Origin of the sequence: Bradyrhizobium altum, assembly GCF_020889705.1 — a bacterium.
GTDB classification, from domain to species: domain Bacteria; phylum Pseudomonadota; class Alphaproteobacteria; order Rhizobiales; family Xanthobacteraceae; genus Bradyrhizobium; species Bradyrhizobium altum.
Genome location: NZ_JACMYP010000002.1, coordinates 17,634 through 43,117 on the forward strand (window position 1 = coordinate 17,634; position 25,484 = coordinate 43,117).

General features: G+C 65.0%; 21 protein-coding genes and 1 pseudogene. 8 read left to right on the plus strand and 14 right to left on the minus strand.

The genetic code is table 11. The features are described 5' to 3' along the window. Positions 1 to 8: 8 nt before the first annotated feature. Both rocD and H8B02_RS01220 read right to left on the minus strand, forming a co-directional pair. Positions 9 to 1,223 carry an ornithine--oxo-acid transaminase gene (rocD, locus tag H8B02_RS01215; protein WP_229164531.1) on the minus strand — a complete coding sequence of 405 codons (1,215 nt, stop codon included), beginning with the start codon at positions 1,221 to 1,223 and terminating at the stop codon, positions 9 to 11. A 118-nt stretch (positions 1,224 to 1,341) separates the two neighbouring features. Further along, the gene (locus H8B02_RS01220; protein WP_229164266.1) at positions 1,342 to 2,565 is read right to left on the minus strand and encodes a cytochrome P450; all 1,224 of its coding nucleotides are present in this window, start codon (positions 2,563 to 2,565) and stop codon (positions 1,342 to 1,344) included. A gap of 205 nt (positions 2,566 to 2,770) precedes the next feature. Here H8B02_RS01220 and H8B02_RS01225 point away from each other — a divergent pair, with 205 nt between their 5' ends. The 6 genes and pseudogenes from H8B02_RS01225 (at position 2,771) to cnbZ (ending at position 10,061) form a co-directional block, all read left to right on the plus strand. Further along, on the plus strand, positions 2,771 to 3,304 hold the full coding sequence (locus H8B02_RS01225; protein WP_229164268.1) for a thiamine pyrophosphate-binding protein: 534 nt from the start codon (positions 2,771 to 2,773) through the stop codon (positions 3,302 to 3,304). Then, positions 3,301 to 3,891, plus strand: a complete 591-nt coding sequence (locus tag H8B02_RS01230; protein WP_229164270.1) for a thiamine pyrophosphate-dependent enzyme — start codon at positions 3,301 to 3,303, stop codon at positions 3,889 to 3,891. The genes H8B02_RS01225 and H8B02_RS01230 overlap by 4 nt, the downstream gene beginning before the upstream one ends. 64 nt (positions 3,892 to 3,955) lie before the next feature. Further along, positions 3,956 to 4,657, plus strand: coding sequence for a TetR/AcrR family transcriptional regulator (locus tag H8B02_RS01235; protein WP_229164272.1), 702 nt, complete (start codon positions 3,956 to 3,958; stop codon positions 4,655 to 4,657). Between the two features lies 1 nt (position 4,658). Next, on the plus strand, positions 4,659 to 5,852 hold the full coding sequence (locus H8B02_RS01240; protein WP_176532714.1) for an efflux RND transporter periplasmic adaptor subunit: 1,194 nt from the start codon (positions 4,659 to 4,661) through the stop codon (positions 5,850 to 5,852). Positions 5,853 to 6,026: 174 nt separating this feature from the next. Further along, positions 6,027 to 9,127, plus strand: a pseudogene (locus H8B02_RS01245) (multidrug efflux RND transporter permease subunit). Between the two features lie 190 nt (positions 9,128 to 9,317). Beyond that, on the plus strand, positions 9,318 to 10,061 hold the full coding sequence (gene cnbZ / locus H8B02_RS01250) for a 2-amino-5-chloromuconate deaminase CnbZ (RefSeq protein WP_229164273.1): 744 nt from the start codon (positions 9,318 to 9,320) through the stop codon (positions 10,059 to 10,061). A gap of 172 nt (positions 10,062 to 10,233) precedes the next feature. On the opposite strand, the gene H8B02_RS01255 is transcribed toward cnbZ, so the two are convergent. The 12 genes from H8B02_RS01255 to H8B02_RS01310 form a co-directional block, all read right to left on the minus strand. Continuing rightward, positions 10,234 to 11,124 (minus strand): ABC transporter permease, encoded by an 891-nt coding sequence (locus H8B02_RS01255; protein WP_229164274.1) that lies wholly within the window; start codon positions 11,122 to 11,124, stop codon positions 10,234 to 10,236. A gap of 4 nt (positions 11,125 to 11,128) precedes the next feature. Next, positions 11,129 to 12,070: an ABC transporter permease gene (locus tag H8B02_RS01260; RefSeq protein WP_229164275.1), complete on the minus strand. Its 942-nt coding sequence runs from the start codon at positions 12,068 to 12,070 to the stop codon at positions 11,129 to 11,131. 31 nt (positions 12,071 to 12,101) lie between these two features. Beyond that, positions 12,102 to 13,613 (minus strand): ABC transporter substrate-binding protein, encoded by a 1,512-nt coding sequence (locus tag H8B02_RS01265; protein ID WP_229164276.1) that lies wholly within the window; start codon positions 13,611 to 13,613, stop codon positions 12,102 to 12,104. Between the two features lie 32 nt (positions 13,614 to 13,645). Continuing rightward, positions 13,646 to 14,728 (minus strand): ABC transporter ATP-binding protein, encoded by a 1,083-nt coding sequence (locus tag H8B02_RS01270; RefSeq protein WP_229164282.1) that lies wholly within the window; start codon positions 14,726 to 14,728, stop codon positions 13,646 to 13,648. Then, positions 14,725 to 15,714 carry an ABC transporter ATP-binding protein gene (locus H8B02_RS01275; RefSeq protein ID WP_229164283.1) on the minus strand — a complete coding sequence of 330 codons (990 nt, stop codon included), beginning with the start codon at positions 15,712 to 15,714 and terminating at the stop codon, positions 14,725 to 14,727. The genes H8B02_RS01270 and H8B02_RS01275 overlap by 4 nt, the downstream gene beginning before the upstream one ends. Then, positions 15,711 to 16,421, minus strand: a complete 711-nt coding sequence (locus H8B02_RS01280) for a DUF1028 domain-containing protein (RefSeq protein WP_229164285.1) — start codon at positions 16,419 to 16,421, stop codon at positions 15,711 to 15,713. The genes H8B02_RS01275 and H8B02_RS01280 overlap by 4 nt, the downstream gene beginning before the upstream one ends. Positions 16,422 to 16,430: 9 nt before the next feature. Next, positions 16,431 to 18,236 (minus strand): gamma-glutamyltransferase family protein, encoded by a 1,806-nt coding sequence (locus H8B02_RS01285; RefSeq protein ID WP_229164287.1) that lies wholly within the window; start codon positions 18,234 to 18,236, stop codon positions 16,431 to 16,433. Positions 18,237 to 18,336: 100 nt separating this feature from the next. Then, positions 18,337 to 19,332, minus strand: coding sequence for an ABC transporter ATP-binding protein (locus tag H8B02_RS01290; protein ID WP_207836230.1), 996 nt, complete (start codon positions 19,330 to 19,332; stop codon positions 18,337 to 18,339). Continuing rightward, on the minus strand, positions 19,329 to 20,312 hold the full coding sequence (locus H8B02_RS01295; RefSeq protein ID WP_229164289.1) for an ABC transporter ATP-binding protein: 984 nt from the start codon (positions 20,310 to 20,312) through the stop codon (positions 19,329 to 19,331). Before H8B02_RS01295 ends, H8B02_RS01290 begins: the two co-directional genes overlap by 4 nt. Continuing rightward, positions 20,309 to 21,271: an ABC transporter permease gene (locus tag H8B02_RS01300; protein WP_229164291.1), complete on the minus strand. Its 963-nt coding sequence runs from the start codon at positions 21,269 to 21,271 to the stop codon at positions 20,309 to 20,311. Before H8B02_RS01300 ends, H8B02_RS01295 begins: the two co-directional genes overlap by 4 nt. Before the next feature lie 11 nt (positions 21,272 to 21,282). Then, on the minus strand, positions 21,283 to 22,263 hold the full coding sequence (locus tag H8B02_RS01305) for an ABC transporter permease (protein ID WP_229164293.1): 981 nt from the start codon (positions 22,261 to 22,263) through the stop codon (positions 21,283 to 21,285). A gap of 105 nt (positions 22,264 to 22,368) precedes the next feature. After that, positions 22,369 to 23,967 carry an ABC transporter substrate-binding protein gene (locus H8B02_RS01310; protein ID WP_229164295.1) on the minus strand — a complete coding sequence of 533 codons (1,599 nt, stop codon included), beginning with the start codon at positions 23,965 to 23,967 and terminating at the stop codon, positions 22,369 to 22,371. A 421-nt stretch (positions 23,968 to 24,388) separates the two neighbouring features. On the opposite strand from H8B02_RS01310, the gene H8B02_RS01315 reads away from it, so the two are divergent. Continuing rightward, entirely contained in the window at positions 24,389 to 24,643 is a 255-nt protein-coding gene (locus H8B02_RS01315) for a DUF6489 family protein (protein WP_038383850.1), read from the plus strand. Positions 24,644 to 24,708: 65 nt separating this feature from the next. Further along, positions 24,709 to 25,443: an esterase/lipase family protein gene (locus H8B02_RS01320; protein WP_229164532.1), complete on the plus strand. Its 735-nt coding sequence runs from the start codon at positions 24,709 to 24,711 to the stop codon at positions 25,441 to 25,443. Positions 25,444 to 25,484 lie beyond the last annotated feature (41 nt).

The following is a 25,484-nucleotide window of genomic DNA, read 5'->3' on the forward strand; positions in this document are numbered from 1 at the left end:
GGGAACCGTCAGGAGACGTCCTGCGTAAGGACAGACGCGATCCGCTCCAACGCCCAGTCGACCTGATCGGCCGTGATCACCAGCGGCGGGGCGATGCGAATGGTGTGCTCGTGGGTGTCCTTGGCGAGGATGCCACGCGCCTGCAGCGCCGAGCAGTAGCGGCGGGCACCGCCGGCTTCCGGGTGTAATTCGATCGCCAGCATCAGCCCGCGCCCGCGCACCTCGCGGATCACGTTGGCGCGGATGTCCTGCAATCCGGTGAGAAAGCGCGCGCCCTGTTGTGCCGCGTTCTCGATCATCCCTTCCTCGACGAGCACGCGCAGCGCTGCGCGTGCCACCGCACATGCAAGCGGGTTGCCGCCGAAGGTCGAGCCGTGCTGGCCCGGCCGCAGCGTGCCGAGCACGGCGTTGTTGGAGAGCACCGCCGACACCGGATAGAAGCCGCCCGACAGCGCCTTGCCGAGCAGCGTCACGTCGGCCTCTATGCCCTCGTGCTGCTCGGCGAGCAGCTTGCCGGTGCGGCCGAGTCCGGTCTGGATCTCGTCGAGCACGAGCATCACGTTGCGCGCCGTGCACAGCTCGCGCACGCGGGCGAAATAGCCGGGCGGGGGAATGATGACCCCGGCCTCGCCCTGGACCGGCTCGACCAGGAAAGCCGCCGTGTTCGCCGTGATCGCCTGCTCGAGCGCCGCGGCATCGCCGAACGGGATGATTTTGAAGCCCGGCGCGAACGGGCCGAAATGGTCGCGGGATCCCGGGTCGGTCGAGAAGCCGACGATGCCGAGCGTGCGTCCGTGAAAATTATTTGCGCAGACGATGATCTCGGCCTGCCCGTCCGGCACGCCCTTGACCTCATAGGCCCATTTGCGCACCGACTTGATCGCGCTCTCCACCGCCTCGGCACCGCTGTTCATCGGCAGCACCTTGTGCGAGCCGGTCAGCTCCGCGAGCTCGCGATAGAAGGGGGCGAGCTGGTCGTTGTGGAAGGCACGCGAGGTCAGCGTCAGCCGATGCGCCTGCTCGATCATTGCTGCCAGGATCTTCGGATGACAGTGGCCCTGGCTCACAGCCGAATAGGCGGAGAGACAGTCGAGGTACCGGTTGCCATCGGTGTCCCAGACCCAGACGCCTTCGCCGCGGGACAGCACCACCCCGATCGGCTCGTAATTGTGGGTGCCGAACTGCGCTTCGGTTGCGAGGAAATCAGTGACCGATGCATTCATCATGCGTCACTCCCCCTGCAGCGCACGAGAGCTTACATCAATCCGTGCCTGCAGTTGATTTGGGTATCAGTTCCTCCACAGGGAAGTGGACTTGCCAACCAAATTCGCAGGGGACAATTCATGCGCTGATGCTGCATGGCACGCTGAGGAAGCCACGGAAGCGCACCCGGCCGCCGCGCACCGGCTCGCCGTCGAGTGCGTAGTTCGGGAAGCGCGCCAGGAAGCGCGAGATCGCGATGGCGCCTTCGAGGCGCGCCAGCGCCATGCCTGCGCATTGATGCGCGCCCGTCCCGAAGGCGAGGTGGCGGTTCGGCGTGCGCGCGACGTCGAAGCCTTCCGGGTTGGGGAATTGCGCGGGGTCGCGGTTGGCGGCGCCGATGCACAGCGTGACCAGCGTGCCAGCCGGCATCTTGATGCCGCCGAGCTCGGTCTCCTCCACGATCATCCGGTTGCCGAGCTGGTTCGAGCTCTCGTAGCGCAGCATCTCCTCGACCGCGGTCTTGATCAGCTCGGGTTGCGCGATCAGCCGCTGCTGCTGCTCGGGATATTGGGTGAGCGTCACCAGGCCGTTGCCGATCAGGTTGGTCGTGGTCTCGTGGCCGGCATTGAGCAGGAAGATGCAATTGTGTAGCAATTCCTTCGCGGTCAGCCGCTCGCCATTGTCCTCACCCTGGATCAATCGCGTCAGCACGTCGCGCTCGGGATTGCCCGGCTTGGCGCGACGCCTTTCGACCAGGGTTTCGAGATAGGCCAGGAAGTCCTTCACCGCATCGTTGCCGCGGTCGAACGCGTCCTTTGCGATCACGGGCTCCAGCGCGCCCAGGATCGCCAGCGACCAGTCGCGCAGCGGCTCGCGCTCGTCGTGCGGCACGTCGAGCAGGTTGCCGATCACCTCGACCGGGATTGCAGAGGCGAAGTCGCCGATCAGCTCGAAGCGGTCTTTCGTGGCGATCCGGTCGAGCAGGCTGTCGATTAGCGCGATCAGGTCCGGCTCAATGCCGGCGATCGCTCGCGGCGACAATGCGCCCATGATCAAGCGCCGCACGCGGGTGTGCGCCGGCGGGTCGTTGAAGACGAGGCTGGTCGTGTGGTGCTCGTAGAGCAGCGAGTTGCCGTATTTCGGCAGGAACTCCTTCCTCTTGTCGGAGGAGAAGGTCTTGGTGTTCTTGTAGGCGGCGATGAGGTCGTCGTAGCGGGTGAGAAAATAGCAGCCGTTCGGCAGCCGCTTGACCGGCGCGTGCTCGCGCAGCGCGCGATAGGTCGGGTAGGGGTTCGCGTAGAAGTCAGCCGTAAGCTTTTCCAGGTCGAAGCCGTCAGCAAGCTCTCGCGCGTGCCCGTTCATGGCGGATATCCAACCCACATTAGTTTCATTTGCAACTATCGTAAGCCGCAGGCGGCGGCCGCGCAACAGAATTTGCGTACCGGGAATGGCGCGGCGCACGCCGCGCGATGCGAGTAAATCGCAGAGCCATATGCGGTTTTGCGCTTTGATGAAGCGCGTGCGCCCCTCTACAGTCGCGGCCAAACAATCAAGACCGGAAACGCCGATGCATGCCCGAACCGACACCGCGGCCTCCTGGCCCGAGGAGATCTTTTCGATCTTGCAACGCTTCGAGGTGCGTCAGGTGCCCTACGTACCGGACGCCGGGCATTCAGAGCTGATCGAGCGCGTGCTCGGATCCTCCTCGATGCGCGGTATTGCGCTGACCACCGAGGAGGAAGGCGTGGCGCTGCTCGCAGGCGCCTGGGCCGGCGGCCAGCGCGGCGTGCTGCTGATGCAGTCGAGCGGGGTCGGCAACTGCATCAACATGCTGTCGCTGGTGCAGATCTTCCGCTTGCCGTTCCTCACCCTGGTGACGATGCGCGGCGAATGGGGCGAGTTCAATCCCTGGCAGGTGCCGATGGGCTCGAACACCCAAGGCATTCTCGAATTGGCGGGCATCAAGGTGCTGCGCGCATCGCGTCCGGATGAGGTGCGCGAAGTCGTCGAGGCCGGGGCGGCGCAAGCCTACAACGCCTGCACGCCAACCGCCGTCCTGCTGTCGCAGCGCCTGATCGGGGCAAAGGTCTTCACCAAATGAGCAAAGCCAATCTCCTCGACCGCCGCGCCGTGGTTTCCGAACTGCTCAGGGATCGCAAGGGCGCCTTCGCCGTCGGCGGCCTCGGCGCCTCGACCTATGACATCGCCGCGGCCGGCGACCACGACCGCAACTTCTATCTCTGGGGCGGCATGGGCGGCGCCGTGATGATCGGGCTCGGTCTCGCGCTGGCTCAGCCGACGCTACCGGTCGTCGTGATCACCGGTGACGGCGAGATGCTGATGGGGATGGGGAGCCTCGCGACCGTCGCGCTGCAGCAGCCGAAAAACCTCTCGATCATCGTGCTCGACAACGAGGCCTATGGCGAGACCGGCGGCCAGACCAGCCATACCGGCGGGCCCGCCGACCTCGTGGGTGTTGCCAAAGCCTGCGGAATCGGGGATAGCCGGGCGATCAGCACGATGGCCGAGGTCGAGGCTTTTGCTTCGTCTTTGCAAGACGTTACGGCGGGGCCACGGTTCGCCAGCGCGAAGATCGACGGGGCCAATCTGGAACGCGTGCTGTCCAGCCGCGACGGCACCTACATCGTCAATCGCATCAGAGGGTCGATCGGACACACTCCGATATAAAGTGACTTTCGCGGTGCAATAGAACCTTGACTTTTGGTAAAGTGAGTGATTACTCACGACCCAAATGTCTACCTTACGCATGACGAGTGACTTGCGGCGTCAGTTGATCCTGAGCGCCGCAAAGCGGTGTTTCGCCCGCAACGGCTTTGCCGGCACCACGACAAAGAGCGTGGCGGCTGCGGCTGCCATTTCGGAAGGGCTGCTGTTCAAGCACTTCCCGTCGAAGGCGGCGCTCTACGCCGAAATCCTTGCCGAAGAGTGCGAGGCGGATCCAGATCTCGCGCATCTGCTTGGCCAGGAGCCCTCCACCGCGACGCTGATCGAACTGGTGCAGGGCATGGTCGGCCACTTCATGCAGCTGCGCGACGCGCCCGACCAGGAAGAGGCGCAACGGATGCGGCTGATGGTGACGAGCCATCTCGACGACGGCGAGTTTGCGCGCCTGCTCTACGACAAGGTCGGCAAGCTGATCGGTCCGACTTTCGCCGCCTCGCTCGAGAGCGCGATCGCCGCCGGCAAAGCGACGCGGATCGGTGACGAGCCGCTCAACCTGTTCTGGTTTGCGCACCATACCGTGCTTATGGGCGCGCTGACGCAACTGCCTGCGACACCTTGTCTCCCCTATGGGGATGCCGCGGCGGCCGAACGGCAGCTTTGCCAGTTCATTCTTCGCGGCATCGGACTTACCGAAGCCGCAATTTCAACTCATTTGGGCCGCCAGCCGTCGCCGAGCGCAGGACCGTCGGTAACTGCAGAAAGTGCATGACATGAATATCCAGACCGAAAGCCACATCTCGGGGCAACCGCTCAAGGAAAAGCAAGCCAAGCGCCCCGTCCGCCTGGTGCGTTGGTTCATCATCGTAGGCCTGCTGCTGGCCCTGCTGGTCGGCGCGCTGGTCGGCTTCAACGCCTTCCGCAGCCACATGATCGCGCAGTTCTTCGCCAACAATAAGCCGCCGCCGTCGAACGTCTCGATCGCCGAGGCGAAGACCGAGGTGATTCCGAATCTGCTGACCGCCGTCGGCGATCTCGTCGCCGTGCACCAGGTCAATGTCACGACCGACGTGCCGGGCCGCATCACCGAGATCCTGTTCACCGCCGGCAGCCATGTGAAGGCGGGCACGCCGCTGGTGCAGTTGTTCGACGCACCGGAGCAGGGCGACCTCGCCAGCTTCAAGGCGCAGGCGACCGTGGGCGAGCAGCAGCTCGACCGCGCCAAGCAGCTTGCGTCGCGCCAGTTCGGGCCGCAGTCGACCGTCGATACGGCGCAGGCGACCTACGACCAGGCCAAGGCGGGCATCGCCAAGACTGAAGCGCTGATCTCGCAGAAGCTGGTGCGCGCGCCGTTCGAAGGCGATCTCGGCGTTCGCCAGGTCGAAGTCGGCCAGTATCTGACGGCCGGCACGCAGATCGTGTCGCTGACCGATTTGTCGGTGCTGTACGCCAACCTGACCGTGACCGAGAAGCAGAGCTCGCAGATCAAGGTCGGCCAGGCCGTGCGGGTCGCAGTCGACGCCTATCCGGGCCGCACCTTCGAGGGCAAGATCACCACCATCGAGCCGCAGATCGCGACCGAGACCCGCAACATCCGGGTGCAGGCGACGATCCAGAATCCGGAAAGCATCCTCAAGCCCGGCATGTTCGCGACCACCACGATCGTGCTGCCCGAGAAGCCGCCGGTCGTGACCATTCCCGAAACCGCCGTCGACTACACGCTGTACGGCGACTCGGTGTTCCTGATCACCGAGAAGAAGGGTGAGGACGGCAAGACCAGCCTGACCGCGGACCGCACCTTCGTGAAGACGGGCAACCGTGTCGAAGGCCGCGTCCAAATCCTCAAGGGCCTGAAGGCCGGGGACAGGGTCGTGGCCGTCGGCCAGATCAAGCTGCAATCGGGCATGGCTGTTGCGATCTCGAACGATCCGCAGCCGCCGGTTCCGGCCGAGCCGCCGCGCTACTAAGGCGTTTTCGAGCGAAGTCGACATCGGTTCGCGTGAAGAAAACGCGTCAAGATAAGAAGTTAGAGCTTCGGCAATTCAAGCCGATGCTCTAATCCCGATCATAAAACCCGGAGGGCCGGTTGGCCCTCCGCCACATGTTGCCGCAACCGGCAGACAACACGAATCGAGTTGGCGATGGCCTTCACTGATATTTTCATCAAGCGCCCGGTGCTGTCGGTCGTGGTCAGCCTGCTGATCCTCTTGATCGGCTTGCGCGCGGCGATGGTGCTGCCGATCCGGCAATATCCGAACCTGTCGAATACCGTCGTGACGATCACGACGTCATATCCCGGCGCGTCGCCCGAGCTGATCAACGGCTTCATCACCACGCCGATCGAGCAGGCCGTCGCTTCGGCTGAAGGCGTCGACTACATGACGTCGAACTCGGTGCTCGGCACCTCGACGATCCAGGTCTACGTCAAGCTCAATCACGATCCGAACCAGGCGCTGACCGAAGTGCTCGCCAAGGTCAATTCGGTCAAATATCTGATCCCGAAGGAAGCCTTCGATCCGGTCGTGAGCAAGGCGACCGGTGATACCATCGCCGTGATGTATCTCGGCTTCTCCAGCGAAGAGCTGACCGGATCGGCGATCTCGGACTATCTGACCCGCGTCGTGCAGCCGGTGCTCTCGACGGTCGACGGCGTCGCTTCGGCCGACATTTTGGGCGGCCAGACCTTTGCGATGCGTGTCTGGCTCGATCCGAACCGGATGGCTGGACGCGGCGTGTCGCCCAACGACGTTGCGGCTGCGATCGCCGCCAATAACTTCCAGGCGCCGCCGGCCAGACCAAGGGCTTCTTCATCGTCTCGAACGTCTCGGCCAATACCGACCTTCAGAACATCGATCAGTTCAAGCGGATGATCGTGAAGGCGAAGGACGGCGGCTTCGTGCGCATCGAGGACATCGCGACGGTGGAGCTCGCGGCGCAGTCGACCGACGCGAGCGTCGCCTTCAACGGCGAGCATGCGATCTTCATCGGCATCAAGGCGACGCCGCAAGGCAACCCGCTGACCCTGGTGAAGGGCGTGCGGGCGCTGTTCCCCGACCTCGAGCGCAACCTGCCGCCGTCGATGAAGATGAAGGTGGCCTACGACTCCACCAAGTTCATCCAATCGTCGATCGACGAGGTCCAGAAGACGCTGACTGAAGCGGTCCTGATCGTCGTCGTCGTGATCTTCCTGTTCCTGGCCTCGCTGCGGTCGGTGATCATCCCCGTCGTCACCATTCCGCTGTCGCTGATCGGCGTCTGCATCCTGATGCTGGCCGCAGGCTTCAGCTTTAATCTGCTGACGCTGCTGGCGATGGTGCTGGCGATCGGCCTCGTGGTCGACGACGCCATCGTGGTGGTGGAGAACATCCATCGACATCTCGAGGAGGGCCTGCCACCAGTGCAGGCATCGCTGAAAGGTGCGCGCGAGATCGTGGGCCCGGTCGTCTCGATGACGATCACGCTCGCGGCGGTGTACGCGCCGATCGGCTTCCTCGGCGGCGTGACCGGCACGCTGTTCCGCGAATTCGCCTTCACGCTGGCAGGCTCGGTGATCGTGTCGGGCGTGATCGCGCTGACGCTGTCGCCGATGATGTGCTCGGTGTTCCTCAAGAGCGCGGAAGAGGGGCGTTTCGCAAAACTGGTCAATCGCGTGTTCGGCGCGGTGACGCGTGCCTATGGCCGCCAGCTCGACCGTTCGCTCGACTACCGCCCGATCACGGCGCTGTTCGCCGTGACCATCCTCGGCCTGGTCGGCTTCCTCTATATGCACATCCAGAAGGAGCTGGCGCCGCAGGAAGACCAGGGCATCGTGTTCGCGGTGACCAAGGCGCCGAAATACGCCAACATCGACTACATCGATTTCTACGGCGACAAGATGGACAAGGAGTTCCAGAAGTTTCCCGAGACCGACCTGCGGTTCATCCTGAACGGCATCACCGGTCCGCAGGGCGGCTTCGCCGGCATGCTGCTCAAGCCATGGGATGAGCGCAAGCGCTCGGCTCAGGCGCTGCAGCCGCTGGTGCAGGCCGAGCTGTCGAAGATCGAAGGCGTCAGCGCGTTCGCGTTCAGCCTGCCGCCGTTGCCCGGCGGTCCCGGCGGTCTGCCGGTGCAGATGGTGATCAGCTCGACGGCCGGATTCCAGCAGGTGTTCGACCAGATGAGCAAGCTGAAGGATGCCGCGCGCAAGAGCGGCCTGTTCATCGTCACCGACAGTGACCTCGACTTCAACCAGCCGGTGGTCCGGGTGAAGGTCGATCGCTCCAAGGCGAGCGACCTCGGCATCACCATGCAGTCGATCGGTGGTGCGCTGGCGACGCTGCTTGGCGGCAACTATGTCAACCGCTTCAACCTCGAAGGACGCTCCTATCAGGTGATCCCGCAGGTGCCGCGCGTCAGCCGGCTCGCGCCGGAATCGTTCGACAACTTCTACGTCCCGACCGCGACCGGGCAGCTGGTGCGGCTGTCGACCGTGGTTACGGTCGAGACCGGCGTCGATCCGAACGCGCTGACCCACTACAACCAGCTCAACTCGTCGACCTTCCAGGCGGTGCCGATGCCCGGCGTTTCGATGGGGCAGGCGGTGGAGTTCCTGCAGGGTGAAGCCAAGAAGCTGCCGTCCGGCTTCAGCTACGACTTCCTGGCCGACTCCCGGCAGTACGTCCACGAAGGTAACCAGCTGCTGGTCACCTTCGCGTTCGCCATCATCATCATCTTCCTGGTGCTGGCGGCGCAGTTCGAGAGCCTGCGCGATCCGTTCGTGATCATGATCTCCGTGCCGATGGCGATCGTCGGCGCCCTGATCCCGCTGTTTTTCGGCGTCGCCACCATGAACATCTACACCCAGGTGGGCCTGCTGACGCTGGTCGGACTGATCACCAAGCACGGCATCCTGATGGTGGAGTTCGCCAATGAGCTGCAGCTCAAGGAGGGACTGGACCGCCGTTCGGCGATCGAGATGTCGGCCCGGATTCGTCTGCGTCCGATCCTGATGACGACGGCGGCCATGGTCACCGGCCTGTTGCCGCTGCTCACCGCCTCCGGCGCCGGCGCCGCCAGCCGCTTCTCGATCGGGCTCGTGGTCGTGGCCGGCATGACGATCGGCACGCTGTTCACCCTGTTCGTGCTGCCGGCCGTCTACATGACGATTGCGACCGACCACCAGGCCGCGGCCCGCTCCGAGCGCGCCAAGCAGATCGCCGACTACGAACTCGACGGCCGCGAGGGCGCATTGAAACCGACCTGAGCCCTCCAAGCTCATGCTCGCAGGAAAGGCGGCATTGGCGAAAGCCACTGCCGCCTTTTCTTTGTCTCGCGAGCGCGTTGCCGATGGGCGTGCCGAACACTGCTTGGCTTGACGCGTTTTCTTCACCCGAACCGGGAGACCATTTCGCTCGAAGGCGCTATGCTCCTCACAAGATCTGGAGGAAACAGGCATGGCGAGCGAATTTGCGGCGGGCAATTACCGGTTCATTCCGGCCGTGTTCCAATATTCAAGCGGTGCGCAGGCGAACGCCGGCTATGAGATCGAGCGGGTGCGCTTCGATCGCCTGGTGCCGCTTGCGGAGGGCTTTGCGCGCATTGCGGCCTACATCAAGGACGTCGGCCGGCCGCTGACCTCGTTCTGCGCCTGCGAACTGCGTTCGCCGGCCGCCTTTACCGAGGACGGCTTCCGCGCCTTCAACCAGCACTACGTCAAGACACTCGCCGAATGGGGCCTGTTCGACGGCACGATCAATCCGGTGGCGCGCAGCAATGTCTGTCCCGAGATCGATCCGCCGGCCGAGCCGTCGTTCTACGCGTTCTCGTTCACGCGGCCGAGTACGAGCACGTCGCCGTCCTTCGTGATCGCGGGCGGCGCCGAGGCCCGCAGTGGCACTGCCAGCTATCCCGACCGCATCGTTTGCTACCGCGATCTCAGCCCCGGCGCGTGGCGGGAGAAGGTCCGCTTCACCACCGGCGAGATGGAGCGCCGTCTTGCGGAGTTCAGCTTCGGCTGGGCGGAGACGACAGCGGTGCAGGCTTATACCGTGCACGACATCCATCCCGTGATCGTCGACGAGCTGGTCCGCCGCGGCGCCACGCGCTCCGGCCTGACCTGGCACTTCTGCCGCCCGCCGGTGGTCGATCTCGAATACGAGATGGATTGCCGGCGCGTGCTGCGCGAGGTGGTGATTTAGGTCGAACAGTTTCGCTAGCCGCACGTTGCTTGTCCCGTCATCCTGAGGTGCGAGCGGAGCGAGCCTCGAAGGATGCACGGCCCGGCTGGTGGCCGTCGACCCTTCGAGACGCGCGTTCCGCGCTCCTCAGGGTGACGGGGAAGCATGGCGCGCGTTCGGGACGGCCGACCGGTCACCGCGCCTTCGGATCGAGCGCGTCGCGCAGGCCGTCGCCGACCAGGTTGAACGACAGCACGACCAGGAAGATCGCAAGCCCCGGCCAGACCGCCATCCATGGCGCGCTGGTTAGGAAGCGTTGCGCGGCGTTGAGCATGCTGCCCCAGGACGGCGCCGGCGGCTGCTGGCCGAGGCCGAGGAAGGACAGTGCGGCCTCGGCGATGATCGCGGCCGCGATCGACAGCGTGGCCTGCACCAAGAGAGCCGGCAGGATGTTGGGCAGGATGTGGACCAGCGCGATGCGCCAGCGCGGATTGCCCATGGCGCGCGCGGCTTCGACATAGTCCTCGACCTTGACGCTCATCACCTGGCCGCGGGTCAGGCGGATGAAGATCGGGGTCGCCGAGACGCCGATCGCGATCATCGCGTTGCCGAGGCTCGGGCCGAGGAAGGCGGCGAGCGCAATCGCCAGGATCAGGAACGGGCAGGCCAGCATCGCATCGGTGATGCGGCTGATCAGCGCGTCGATGAAGCCGCCGCGATAGCCGGCGAGCAGCCCGAGCGGCACGCCGATCGCAAGCGCGATGCTGACCGAAATGACGCCGGCAAGCAGCGAGGCGCGGGCGCCGAACACGACGCGGGCGAGCACGTCACGGCCGAGCTCATCGGTGCCGAACCAGTGCTGCATCGACGGCGCTTTGCGGACCAGCGACCAGCTGGTCGCGATCGGATCATAGGGCACGATCAGCGGCGCCAAGACGGCGAGCAGAATGAAGAGCGCGATCACGGCGAGCCCGAGCACGGCACCCTTGCGCCGGATCAGCCGCCGCCCGGCGCGCCGTGCCGGGCTCTCCAGCGTCTCGGCGGCGGCAAGCGAAGCTGATGCTCTGAGTACAGCGTCGGTCATCCGATCAGCCCCTCAGCCGCGGATTGACCAGAATGTAGGCGATGTCGGCGATCAGGTTGAGCGTGATGTAGATCGTCGCCGTGGTCAGTACCACGCCCTGCACGACCGCGTAGTCGCGGTTGAACACGGCATCGACGATCAGCTTGCCGAAGCCCGGGATCGAGAAGATCTGCTCGGTGAGCACCGCACCCGAGAGCAGCGTGCCAAGCTCGAGCGCGCCGAGCGTGATGATCGGCGTCAGCGCGTTGCGCATCGCATGCTTGAGGATCACCGTACGCTCGGACAGGCCCTTGGCCCGCGCGGTCCGGACATAGTCGCTCTCGAGCACCTGCAGCATGGCGCTTCGGGTGTGCCGCATCAGGATCGCGGCGATTGCATTGCCGAGCACGAAGGCCGGCATGACCGATGCGGCGAGGCTCGCGCGCCAGTTTTCGCTGAGCGGCACATAGCCGGAGGCCGGCAGCCAGCCAAGTTCGACCGAGAACAGGAAGATCAGCATGATGCCGAGCCAGAAATTCGGCGTCGAGATACCCCACAGCGCGAACAGATTGGCGCCGTAATCCCAGGCGGTGCCTTTCTTCACCGCCGAGATGATGCCAGCAGGAATCCCGATCAGGAAGGCGACCACGATCGCCATGCCGGCGATTTGCATCGTAACCGGCAGCTTCTGCGCGATCAGGCTCGACACCGGCATCTTGTTGCGCAGGGACTCGCCGAAGTCGCCCATCAGCACGCCCTTGACCCAATAGGCATATTGCACCGGGATCGATCGATCCAGGTGGTATTGCTGGCGGATCTGTTCGATGACGGCCGGATCGCGCTCCTCGCCGGCCATCACGAGTGCCGGATCGCCGGGCAGCAGGTGTTGCAGCGAGAAGATCAGGAGCGAGACGAAGAACAGCGTCGGGATCAGCTGAACCAGCCGCTTGGCGAGGAAGTTCAGCATTGTCGGCCCCGCGTGCCCTGCGCTGTGTCGATCATTTCAATTTCAGCCCGACCACGCGCACCAGTCCATCCGGCATCTGCCGGTAACCCTCGACCTTGGTGGTGTGCGCGATCAGGAGTGTGCGGTGATAGATGTAGATGATAGGCTCGTCGTCGAGCACGATCTTGGTCATCTTCTCGTAGATCGCCTTGCGCTGGACAGGATCGTTGATCAGCCGCGCATCTTCCATCAGCTTGTCAGCTTCCGCGTTGGAATAGCCGCCGTCGTTCTGCGGCGCCTTGGTGTGCAGGAAGACATAGGAATTGCCGTCAGGATCAATCCGGCCGCTCCAGTTGATCTGAAACACCTGAAATTCGCCGGCCTGGGCCTGCTTGAAGGTCGTCGCAAATTCGACCACGCGGATCTTGATGTCGAAGCCCGCTTCGGCCGCCATCGACTGCACGACCTGGGCCACGGCCTCGTTCTCGGCCCCTTTGGGGACCATGTAGTCGATGGCGACGGGCAGCGTGACACCGGCCTCCTTCAGCAGCGCCTTGGCCTTGGCAACGTCGCGTCCCCGAACCGGAAACGCCTTCTGATAGTAAGGATGTACCGGGCTGACCCATTGATTGCCCGGCGTGAACTCGCCGTTGAAGACGACCTGGTTGAGCGCCTCGCGGTCAATCGACAGGTCGAGCGCCTGGCGCACCTTTTCCGACTGGCTGAGCGGCCCCTTGCTCTTGTCGTTGCCGATGTTGATGGTGAGGCCGAGATAGCCGAGTTCGGGTGCGGTCGACAGCACGAGCCGCTTGTCGGCGCGGACGTCCTTGATGTCGGTGGCGAGCACGCGCTCGATCAGATCGAGCCCACCGGATTTCAGATTGGCGAGCCGCACCGTGGCGTCGACGATGGGAAGGAACACGATACGGTCGATGAAGACGCTGTCCTTGTTCCAGTAATCCTGAAATTTCTCGAACACCATACGATCCTGCTGCACGCGTTCGACGAACTTGTAGGGGCCGGCGCAGACCGGATGCAGGCCGAATTTGTCGCCCGCTTCCTTCACCGCCTTCGGCGAGACCATCATGCCGGCGCGGTCGGTCAACTGGGCGATCAGTGGCGAGTAGGGCGTCTTGAGCACCAGTTTGATGGTCTGGGGATCGACGACGTCGACATGGTCGAGCGCGGCCAGTTCCGGTTTGCGAAACGAGGTCGGCAGCGTGAGATGGCGCTCCAGCGAGAATTTGGCGGCTTCGGCGTCGAACGGCTCGCCATCGTGGAACTTGACGCCCGGCCGGAGCCTGATCGTCATCTCCTTGCCGTCGGCCGAGTTCTCGTAGGACATCGCGAGCTGCGGAACGATGTTCAGCTTCGCGTCGATGTCGAACAGCTTGTCGCAGAAGGCCGAAAAGACGATGCGGCCGACATAGGTGCGTCCGACTGAAGGATCGAGGATGTCGGGGTCCTCGGCGAGCCCGATGCGAAGCGTGGTCTCGGCTCGCGCGCTCGTTCCGCACCAGGTCACGAGGGCCGCCATCAGGACCGCCAAGCGCCAAAATTTCATCGCCAACCCCTTAATCCCTGCGCATATGATCCTTACGAAATAACCCCGGGCCGCCCCGAGGCTTCCGCCGCATTGAACGCCGCCACCAGCTTTTCCAGTGTCGGCGAGAACCCGCCATCGGACGGCAGGATCGCTTCCGCGCCGGGCAGCTCGCCCGTCCGGTGACAAGCCGTTGCATATCCGGTGCCATCTTCGCGCAACTGCGGCACTTCGCTGCGGCAGCGCGCGATCACATAGGGGCAGCGGGTATGGAAGCGGCAGCCGGAGGGCGGATTGAGCGCGCTCGGCAGCTCGCCCTCCAGCACGATGCGGCTGCGCCTGGCGCGCGGCTTCGGCACCGGGATCGCCGACAACAGCGCGCGGCTATAGGGATGGCGCGGGGCGGCGAACAGCGCTTGCGCCTCCGCCGTCTCGACGATGGTGCCGAGATTCATCACGGCGACGCGGTCGGCGATGTGCTTCACCACGGCGAGATCGTGCGAGACGAAGATGTAAGCGAGCTTCAGGCGATCCTGCAGGTCACGCAGCAAATTCAGGATTTGCGAGCGGATCGAGACATCGAGCGCCGACACCGGCTCGTCGCAGATGATCAGCTTCGGCTCGACCGCGAGCGCGCGGGCAATCGCGATGCGTTGGCGCTGGCCGCCGGAGAATTCATGGGGATAGCGGCGCGCGAAGCGCGGCTCGAGCCCGACCAGACGCAACAGCTCCTCGACCCGCTCACGGCGGCCCGCCGCCGGGACAAGATTGTGCAGCGCCAGCGGCTCGGTCAGGATCTGGCTCACCGTCATGCGCGGGTTGAGCGAGGCGTAGGGGTCCTGGAAGATCAGCTGCGCGTCGCGGCGGAACGCGCGCAATTGCTCGGCATTGAGCGCGCCGAGGTCGCGGCCCTCGAAGGTGACGCGGCCAGCGTCCGGCTCGATCAGCCGCAGCACCAGGCGGCTGACGGTGGATTTGCCGCAGCCGGACTCGCCGACCAGCGCCAGCGTCTTGCCGGCCTCGACCGTGAAGCTGACGCCGTCGACCGCCTTCACATAAGCGGTCGGCCGTCCGAACACCGAGCGTTCGGCGACGAAATGCTTCACCAGCCCTTCGACCTTGAGCAGCGCGGTCATGACACCAGCCGCTCCAAGGGCGCGCGGATGCAGCGCGAGGCATGGGTCGCGCTCAGCAGCGCGAGCGGCGGCGGCGACCGGGTGCAGGCATCTTCCACGAACGGACAACGCGCGGCGAAACGGCAGCCCGCCGGAGGGTTCGCCATGTTCGGAACCATGCCTTCGATCGTGGCGAGATGGCTGGTGCGGCGGTCGAGCCGCGGGATCGAGCCGAGCAGGCCGACCGTATAGGGATGCTGCGGATTGGCGAAGAGCTCGTCGACCGGCGCGCGCTCGACGATCTCGCCGGCATACATCACCGCAACCTCGTCGCAGACTTCGGCGACGACGCCGAGATCGTGGGTGATTAGGATGATCGCAGCGCCGTTCGCGGCCTTCAGTTCGCGCATCAAATCGAGGATCTGCGCCTGCAGCGTGACGTCGAGCGCGGTGGTCGGCTCGTCGGCGATCAGCAGCTGCGGATCGCAGGCCAGCGCCATCGCGATCATCACGCGCTGGCGCATGCCGCCGGACAGCTTGTGCGGAAACTCGTCGATGCGCTTCTCGGGCGAGGAGATGTGCACGCGGCGCAGCAGCTCGATGGTGCGCTCGCGCGCCGCGCGCCGGGAGCCGCCGCGGTGGCGCAAAATGGTTTCGGCGATCTGGTCGCCGATCGTGAGGCTCGGGTTGAGCGAGGTCATCGGCTCCTGGAAGATCATCGCGAGGCGATTGCCGCGCAGGTCGCGCAGCGTCGCATCCGGCACGTCGAGCAGGTCGAAGCCGTCGAAGCGGATCGCGCCGGAGACCGCGGCCGACTGCTTCGGCAACAGCCCCATGATCGCGAGCGAGGTGACGCTCTTGCCGCAGCCGGACTCGCCGACCAGGCCGAGCGTGGCGCCGTTGGCGACGGAAAGATCCACGCTGTCGACGGCATGCGTCATGCGGCCGTCGTCACTCTGGAAGGTGACACGCAGGCCCTCGATCTCGATCAGCGGGCCGGCGGTCATTCGCGGCTCTTGGATGCCGCTGCGATGCCCGCGTCGATCTTGGTGCGGTCGCTGGTTCCGGCGGGGTTGTTGCGGGTCGGCATGAAGTCCCGGAACGGCACCCAATGTTCGCGGCTGACCGCTTCCAGCCGTTCCAGTTCGCGCAAGGGATCGGCGTGGTCGTCGACCCGCAGGTCGAGCAACGGCCATTGCTCGGTGCCGTGGATCAGAAGGGCCGCCGATTGCTTGCCGCGCTTGTCGCCGCCGGCCGCCTCGCCGGCGAACATCGCCTTGATCAGCCGCTCCGCGAACGGCAGCTTCTGGTTCGCGGCATAGACGCGCGCGGTCTCGTCGAGCACGGCGGGCCCGGCCAGCATGTTGCCGGCGACCGAGAAGCCGTCGCCGGCGATATGGCCGAACCAGTCGATGCAATCCTTGCCGGAATGCGCGGCGATGCGGCCCCCGGCGTCCATGACATGCACCTGCCGGCTCTCGCGGCCGCCGTCACGCGCGAGCAGCGCCGCGATCGCCTCATGCGGGCTCTTGCCGTCGCGTAGCAGTGCGAGGCCGTCGATGCCGTAATAGGGATTGACCAGCGCCTGCGTCGCAATGGCGCCGATCCCCGGTGCAATGTGCGGCACGAGGGCGCCGACCGCGAAGAACCGCGTCGCGACGGCGATGCCGAGCTGGCCGGTGGCGCTGTCGCGGGCGATGATCGACCAGGTCATCCGAAACCTCTAGCGGCCCGCAGCGTAACCCTGCATGCCGCGCGGGTTGGCGGCGGCGCGGCGGCGGGGGCCGACCTTCGAGGCCGCGGTGAGGCGGCCTTCCGACCAATCCGGGCCAATCTCCACCACATGGCCGCGACGTTTCAATTCGTCGATGGTCGATTTCGGCACGCGATTTTCCAGCACCAGCACGCCGGGGCGCGAAGTGCGCGGCCAGAACGAGATCGGGAAATGTTCGGAGTGCCAGGCCGGCGCGTCGATCGCCTCCTGCAAATTGAGCTTGGCGTGGACATGGCGCAGGAAGAACTGCGTGATCCACTGATCCTGCTGGTCGCCGCCCGGCGAGCCCCAGGAAAGATACGGCTCGCGGTCGCGCAGCGCCATGGTCGGCGACAGCGTGGTGCGCGGCCGCTTGCCCGGCGCCAGCGAGGCAGGGTGGTTCTCCTCCAGCCAGAACATCTGGGCGCGGCTGCCGAGGCAGAAGCCGATCTCGGGAATCACCGGCGAGGATTGCAGCCAGCCGCCGGACGGCGTCGCCGAGATCATGTTGCCGGCCTTGTCGATGATGTCGAAATGCACGGTGTCGCCGCGCACCTCGCCGAACCGGCCGACGGTCGGTTCGCCCGCGCCCATGGCGCCGACCGCTTCGCGATGCCCTTCGGCGTGTCGCAGCTTCACGACGCCGCCGAAACCTGTGACCGAGCCGGGGCGGAAATCGAGCGAAGCCTTGTCTTTCGAGATCAGCTTGCGCCGTTCGTTGTTGTAGGCATCGGACAGCAGCGTTTCGATCGGGATGTCCGCGAACTTCGGATCGCCGTAGAATGTCTCGCGATCGGCATAGGCAAGCTTGGCGGCTTCGATCTGCAGATGGATGAAGTCGGGGCCCGCGGGATCGAGCCCGTCGAGCTCAAAACCCTTCAGCAGCGCGAGCTGCTGCAGCATCACCGGACCCTGACTCCAGACGCCGCACTTCTGCACGGTGTAGCGGCCGTAATCGTAGGTCAGCGGCGCCTCGATGGTCGGCTGCCAGCGCGCCATATCGTCGGCCGACAGCACGCCGCGATGCGGCGAGCCGGAGACGTCCATCACCTCCTGGGTGCGGCAGAACTTATCGATCGCTTCGGCGACGAAGCCCTTCGACCAGGCCTGCCGCGCGCGCTCGATCTGCGCCACGCGGTCGCCGCCTGCGCTCTCGGCCTCGGTCAGAATGCGTGCGTAGGTCTCCGCGAGCTTCTTGTTGGTGAAGATGGTGCCGGGTTTCGGCACCTCGCCATCAGGCAGATAGACCTCGGCCGACGTGGGCCAGTATTTCCGGAACAGCTGCTCGACGGTCTTGATGGTGGCCGACGCACGCTCGACCAGCGGATGGCCGTCGCGGGCATAGGCGATCGCGGGCTCCAGCACGTCGCGCAGCTTCATCGTGCCGTAATCGCGCAGCAACAGCATCCAGGTTTCGAACGTGCCGGGCACGCAGGCGGCGAGCAGGCCGGTGCCGGGCACCATTTCGAGGCCTTCGCTGCGATAATGCGCGATCGTCGCCTTGGCCGGCGCCGGTCCCTGGCCGCAGATCACTTCGGTCTTGCCGCGCTTGACGTCGTGCACGATGAGCGGGACGTCGCCGCCGGGGCCGTTCAGATGCGGCTCGACGACCTGCAACGTGAACGCCGCCGCAACGCCGGCGTCGAAGGCGTTGCCGCCTTTCTCCAACGCCGCCATGCCGACGGCGGTCGCGATCCAGTGGGTCGAGGTGACGACGCCGAAGGTGCCTTCGATCTCAGGCCTTGTGGTGAACGGATCGGGGTTGACGTTGCTCATGGGGCTGCGCTTCCGGCTAGGTCTTGTGGCGCGCGCACTTGATCACAGGCCGGCTGGTATGCCAACCGCTTGGTGGACATGGCCGCTCCCATCCGCGTGATCATGCCGGAACGGCGGCGGCAGGGCTGTTGACGGCGTGGCAGGCGACGCCGTCGATCAGTTCCGGCGCCTTCTCGCGGCAGAGATCGAAGGCGAGGGGACAGCGCGGGTTGAACGCGCAGCCCCGTGGCGGATCGATCGGGTTGGGGATCTCGCCCTTGACCGGGATGCGCTGGCGGCCGGACATCGCAAGGTCCGGAACCGCGCCGAGCAGCATCTTGGTGTAGGGCATCCGCGGGTTCTCGAACAATTTCCGGCCCTCGGCGATCTCGACGATGCGGCCGAGATACATCACGCCGATTCTCGTCGCCATGTGGCGGACGACTGCCAGATTGTGGCTGATGAAGAGATAGGTCAGGCCGAACTTGTCCTGCAGGTCGCGCATCAGATTGAGGATCTGCGCCTGCACGGAGACGTCGAGCGCCGAGGTCGGCTCGTCGCAGACGATGAACTCGGCTTCGGACGCCAGTGCGCGGGCGATCGCGATACGCTGGCGCTGGCCGCCGGAAAATTCGTGCGGGAATTTTTGGCCGTCGTCGGGGTGCAGGCCGACCAGCGAGAGCAAGTCGCCGACCCGGGCCTTGATCTCGCGTTCGCCCTCGATCAGGTCGAAGGCGCGGATCGGCTCGGCGACGATGGCGGCGACCCGGTAGCGCGGATTGAGGCTGGCATAGGGATCCTGAAAAACCATCTGGATGCGCCGGCGCAGCCGGCGGCGCGCCTGCGCCTGCCGCGGATCGGTCATCGAGACGCCGTCGATGACGACTTCGCCCGAGCTCGGCGGCAGCAGGCCGACCACCATGCGCGCCACCGTGGTCTTGCCGGAGCCGGATTCGCCGACCAGCGCAAACGTCTCGCCGCGCTTGATGTCGAAGCTGACGCCGTCGACGGCTTTCAGGAATTCGAGATGGCCGCCCTCGATCACGCGGTTGAGCCACGGTTTCGAGACGTCGAAGACGCGGCGCAGGTTCTTGACCTCGATCAATGTCCCGCTCATGCCGCCGTCTCCTTCGCCGGCTCGAACAGATGGCAGGCGACCGATTGGGTGCCCTGCCGGATCGGCTCGGGGCGTTCGACGCGGCAGCGATCGAAGACAAACGCGCAGCGCGGATTGAACGGACACCCGGCCGGAATCGCCGACAGCCGAGGCATCGAGCCCGGGATCTGCACCAGGCGCTTGTCCTCGCCCGCGAGCGTCGGGATCGCGCCCATCAAGCCCCTGGCGTAGGGATGCAACGGGTTGCGCACCACCTCCTGCACCGGGCCGATCTCGGCGATGCGGCCGGAATACATCACCGCGACGCGGTCGCAGGTCTCGGCGATCACGCCCATGTCGTGGGTCACCAGCATCACGGCAGTGCCGTGGTCGCGGCCGAGCCGCTTGATCAGCGTAATGATCTGCGCCTGCACCGAGACGTCGAGCGCGGTGGTCGGCTCGTCGGCGATGATCAGCTCGGGCTCGGCGCAGATCGCAAGCGCAATGACGACGCGCTGGCGCATGCCGCCCGAGAATTCATGCGGGTAGCCGTCGATGCGCTTCTCCGGCGCGGGGATGCCGACCTCGGCCAGCAGATCGATGGCGCGCCGGCGGGCGGCGCTTTCGCTCAGATTGGTGTGGGTGCGAATGGTCTCGATGATCTGGTCGCCGATCCGGTAGAGCGGATTGAGGCTGGTCAGCGGATCCTGGAAGATCATGCCGATCCGCTTGCCCCTGATGCGCCGGATCTCCTCCGGCGGAAGATGGTCGATCCGCGTGCCCGACAGCTCGATCTCGCCGCCGGAGATGCGGCCGGGCGGATCGATCAGCCCGATCACCGCAAGCCCGGTGACTGACTTGCCGGCGCCGGACTCGCCGACCACGCCGAGCACCTCGCCCTTGGCGATGTCGAACGACACGCCGTTGATGGCGCGCAAGGTCGCGCGGCGGGTGACGAATTCCACCTCGAGATTGCGCACGGAGAGAACAGGCTGGGTCATCGGAGCCTTGGGTTCAACGCGTCGCGCAGCCAGTCGCCGAGCAGATTGATGGAGAGGATCAGGCCCGCCAGTGCGATGCCCGGGAAGGCGACGATCCACCATTCGCCGGCAAACAGGTAGTTGTTGCCGATCCGGATCAGGGTGCCAAGCGAGGGCATGGTGTCAGGCATGCCGGCGCCGAGGAAAGACAGCGTCGCCTCGGTGATGATCGCGAGCGCGAGGTTGATGGTGGCGATGACCAGGATCGGGCCCATCGTGTTCGGCAGCACGTGCCGCAGCATGATCTTCGGCGCCGGCAGGCCGATCAGCTGCGCCGCCGCCACATAATCCTTGTTCTTCTCGACCATGACCGAGCCGCGCACGGTGCGGGCATATTGCACCCAGAAACTGAGGCCGATCGCGATGATCAGCACGCCGAACGTGCTCATCTCGTCGAGCCGGTTGCCGAGCAGCGATTTGGCGACGCCGTTGACCAGGAGCGCGATCAGGATCGCCGGGAAGGTGAGCTGGACGTCGGCGATCCGCATGATCACGCTGTCGACCACGCCGCCGAAATAACCGGCGACCAGCCCAAGGGCGATCCCGAGCGCGCCGGCGAAGACCACGCCGGCAACGCCGACCGCAAGCGAGATGCGCAGGCCGTAGAGGATCGCCGAGAGCACGTCGCGGCCCTGCTCGTCGGTGCCGAGCAGGAACGGACTCTGGCCGTCGGCGGTCCACAACGGCGCTATCCGGGAGTTGATCAGCTGCAGCTGCGCCGGATCGAACGGGTTCTGCACCGCAAGTCCTGATGCAAAGATCGCCAGCAGGAAGAACAATAGCGTGATCACGGCGGCGACCATCGTCAGCCTGGATCGGCGGAACGAATAGAGGATGTCGCTGTCGAGCGCGCGCCCGAACCAGCCGGCAGGTGCCTGCGGGTGATCTTCGGAGCGATGGGGGACGACGGCGTCGGACATCGGTTGACCCCTCACGCCGCGCGGCTGATGGTCGAGCGCAAGCGCGGATCGACCACGGTGTAGAGGATGTCGACCACGAGATTGATGGTGACGAAGATCAGCGAGACCATCAGGAGATACGCGGCCATGATCGGGATATCGACGTTTTGCACGGCCTGGACGAATAGAAGTCCCATGCCCGGCCATTGGAACACGGTTTCGGTGATGATCGAGAAAGCAATAACCGAGCCAAACTGCAGGCCGGCGACCGTGATCACCGGAACCAGGGTGTTCTTCAGCGCATGGCCGAAATGGATCGCGCGCGTGGTCAGCCCGCGGGCGCGGGCAAAGCGGATATAGTCGGTCCGCAGCACTTCCAGCATTTCGGCGCGCACCAGCCGCATGATCAGGGTCATCTGGAACAATCCGAGCGTGATCGCCGGCATGATCAGTGCCTTCAGGCCGGAGACGGTGAGCAGCCCGGTGGTCCACCAGCCGAGCTTCACCACCTCGCCGCGGCCGAAGGAGGGCAGCCAGCCCAAGGTCACCGCAAACAGATAGATCAGCAGGATGCCGATCAGGAAGGTCGGCAGCGAAATGCCGATCAGCGATACCGCCTGGAATAATTTGGCGAGCACGGTGTCGCGGCGCAGCGCCGAATAGACCCCCATCAGGATGCCGGCGACCATGGCGAACACCGTGGCGCAGATCGCAAGCTCCAGCGTCGCCGGCAGCCGTTCCGCCAGCAGCGAGGAGACGGGCAGGCGGAACTGGTAGGACACGCCGAACTTGAACTGCAGCGCGTTGATGAAGTAGCGGCCGAACTGCACCAGCACGGGATCGTCCAGGCCGAGCGAGCGCCGGATTTCAGCACGCTGCGCGGCCGAGGTGTCGATCGAGACGATCTGGCTCACCGGATCGCCGGCGAAGCGGAACATCGCGAACGCAATGACGCCTACGGCGAGCATCACGCCGATCGCCTGCAGCACGCGGCGAAGAGTGAAAGCGAGCATCTCTACCTTTCACTGCTTTTGACATCTGGCGCGCGCGGCTTTGCGCGGCCGAAAACCGAGAGGTCCCGGAAGCCTGCGCTTCCGGGACCCAATCCGCTGCAACCACTATTCACCTTGTTTGGTCGCCCAGTAGAGCAGCACCTGGTTGTCCGCGCGCTGGGTCAATTTGACCTTCTTTGACACGCCCCACACCAGCGGTTGCTGATGCAGCGGAATGTAGCCGTAATCCTTGATGACGATCTCGTAGGCCTGCTTGATCAACTGGTCGCGCTTGGCAGTGTCAGTCTCGACCAGAACCTTGTCGGCGATCGCGTCGACTTCCTTGTTGCAGTAGCCGCCGAGATTGGCCTCGCCCCGGGTCGAATCCTTCGGATCGTCACGGCAGCCGAGGATGTCGTGCAGCACGTTGTGCGAGTCGGAAGTCGCAGGCGTCCAGCCCAGCATGAACAACGAGGTCTGGTAGCCGCCGGGCTTCAGCACCTTGGCGAAATACTGTGCCTTCGGCTGCGCCAGCAGGTTCACCTTGACGCCGATGCGGGCCAGCATGCCGACCACCGCCTGGCAGATTGCGGCGTCGTTGACGTAGCGGTCGTTCGGGCAATCCATCGTGACTTCGAAGCCGTTCGGATAGCCGGCCTCGGCCAGCAGCTTCTTGGCGCCATCGGGATCGAGCTTCGGCCGGGTGAACTCCTTCGACAGCGGATAGAGCTCGGGCGCGATCATCAGCGTCGAGGGCGTCGACATGCCGCGCATGACGCGGGTCTTGATCAGCTCGACGTCGATCGTCTTGTAGAAGGCTTCGCGGACCTTGATGTCCTTGAACGGATTCTTGCCCTTGACGTTGGAGTACAGCAGCTCGTCGCGCGCCATGTCCATGCCGATGAAGATGGTGCGGATCTCCGGCGCGGTCATGACGGTGGCGACGCCGCTGGAATTGACGCGCTGGATGTCCTGCAGCGGAACCGGTTCGATGACATCGACTTCGCCCGAGAGCAGCGCGGCAACGCGGGTGGCGTCGGAGCCGATCGGGGTGAAGACGATCTCCTGGAGATTATGCTCGGGCTTGCGCCAATAGCCTGGAAACGCCTTGAACACGGTCTTCACGCCGGGCTGGTGGCTCTCGATCGTGAAGGGGCCGGTGCCGTTCTCGTGCAGCGCCGCGTAGCTCGGCGTGGTCGCGGAGGCCGGCGTCGGTGCGACGGCGTTGTTCTCCTCGCACCACTTCTTGTCCATGATGTACCAGCTATCCCATTGCGAGGTCAGGATGGGATTGGGCGAGTCCAGCGTCACGTCGACCGTGTAGTCGTCGACCTTGGTGAACTTGGCGTCGGCCGGGACATTGCTGAGGAAATTGGAGCCCTTGGCGCGGACGCGGTCGGCAGAGAACAGCACGTCGTCGGCGGTGAAGGGATCGCCGTTGTGGAATTTCACGCCCTTGCGGAGGTGGAAGCGCCATTTGGTCGGGCTCAGCGTCTCCCAGCTTTCCGCCAGTGCCGGAATGATCTTGAGGTCCTTGTCGCGCGCGGTGAGGCCCTCGTAGACGTGGGCGTGGTGCGCGATCGTCGTGGTTTCCTTTAGCGTGTACGGATCCAGCGACTTCAGCTCGCCCTGATTGGCATATTTCAGCGTCTGGGCCGATGCCGGCAAGGCAAGGGCAACCAGCGCGACGGCAGTCGCCGCAAACAAACTCCAACGTACCGACATGTGATCCCGCGTCCCCGTTTTTGTCCGCCGGCTGCTTTGTCCGGCTGGTATTATTGATGCATGTTGCCAGAGTTTACCGGCCGCGCAAGCGCGATTTCCCAAAGGGTTAATCGGTTCGCGCGGGTGCAGCGCAATGAATGCGATAGGAGAGTAGGCGGTTGGTGCGGGCGCCTGACATTCGACTTTCGGAGTGCAGCTTGCCGATCACCGGAATGATCGCCGGCGAGCCGGCAGATGCCGGTCCCGCCAAGCGGTTTGGAGCCGTCGTTCCAAACGGTTTGGAGCCGTCGTTCCAAACGGTTTGGTTGACCATAACGGATGATTGAGGCCGACTATGCATCGGGGCAGGTACGGCTCGCTTGCGTGACCGACCCCGTCCCGGCGATACTGAGGCGGGCCAGGCGCATTTGAGGAGGCGGATATGAAGGTCAACGTCGAGATAGATTGTACGCCCCTTGAAGCGCGGCAGTTCTTCGGCCTGCCGGACGTGGCACCGATGCAGAACGCGGTGATGGACAGGCTGCAGCAGCAGATGCTGTCGAACATCGAGAAGGTTTCGCCGGAAGCGTTGCTGCAAAGCTGGTTCACCTTCGATCCCAAGCTCGCCGAGCGCTTCCAGGACATGTTCGTGACGATGGCCGGCCTCGGCGGCATGGGCAAGAAGGACAAGAAATAGTGGCGGCCGCGAAAGGGAGCGTTGATGCGGCCGAACGCCGGTTGCGTCCACCCAGCCTGTTGCTGATGCTGGCGGAAGCGCGCGGCGTGCTCGAGCTGAATTCGAGCCTGCTGCTGTCGCCGCTGCTGATGCAGGCGCCGAAGGGCGACGGTCATCCGGTGCTGGCGCTGCCCGGCTTCCTCGCCAGCGACCTTTCGATGGCGCCGATGCGGCGCTATCTGAAGGAGCTCGGTTATGACGCCTATGCCTGGAACATGGGCCGCAATTTCGGCGGCATCTCCAGCAGGCGGAGTGCGCTGCGTGACCTGCTGAAACGGGTCCATGAGGCGTCTGGGCGCAAGGTCTCGATCATCGGCTGGAGCCTCGGCGGCGTCTATGCGCGCGACCTGGCGTCGCAGATGCCGGAGCTGGTGCGCTCCATCATCACGCTGGCCAGCCCGTTCGCCGACGATATCCGCGCCACCAACGCGACCCGGCTGTACGAACTGCTGTCCGGCGAGGGGGTGGACGATATTCCCGAAATTCGCGCGGCGATCGCCGGCGACATGCCGGTGCCGGCAACCTCGATCTATTCCCGCACCGACGGCATCGTGAACTGGCGGACCTCGCGGGTGCGGCCGTCGGCGACCGCCGAGAACATCGAGGTGCATTTCGCCAGCCATCTCGGCCTCGGCGTCAACCCCGCAGCGCTGTGGGCGATCGCGGACCGGCTGGCGCAGCCGGAAGGGGAGTTCCGGCATTTTAACCGCTCGGGCCCCTTTGCCATTGCCTATGGGCCGGCAGAACAGGCACTATCCTAATCAGACGACGAGAAGCGCCGCCAAGGCGCCCGCGTGAGTTG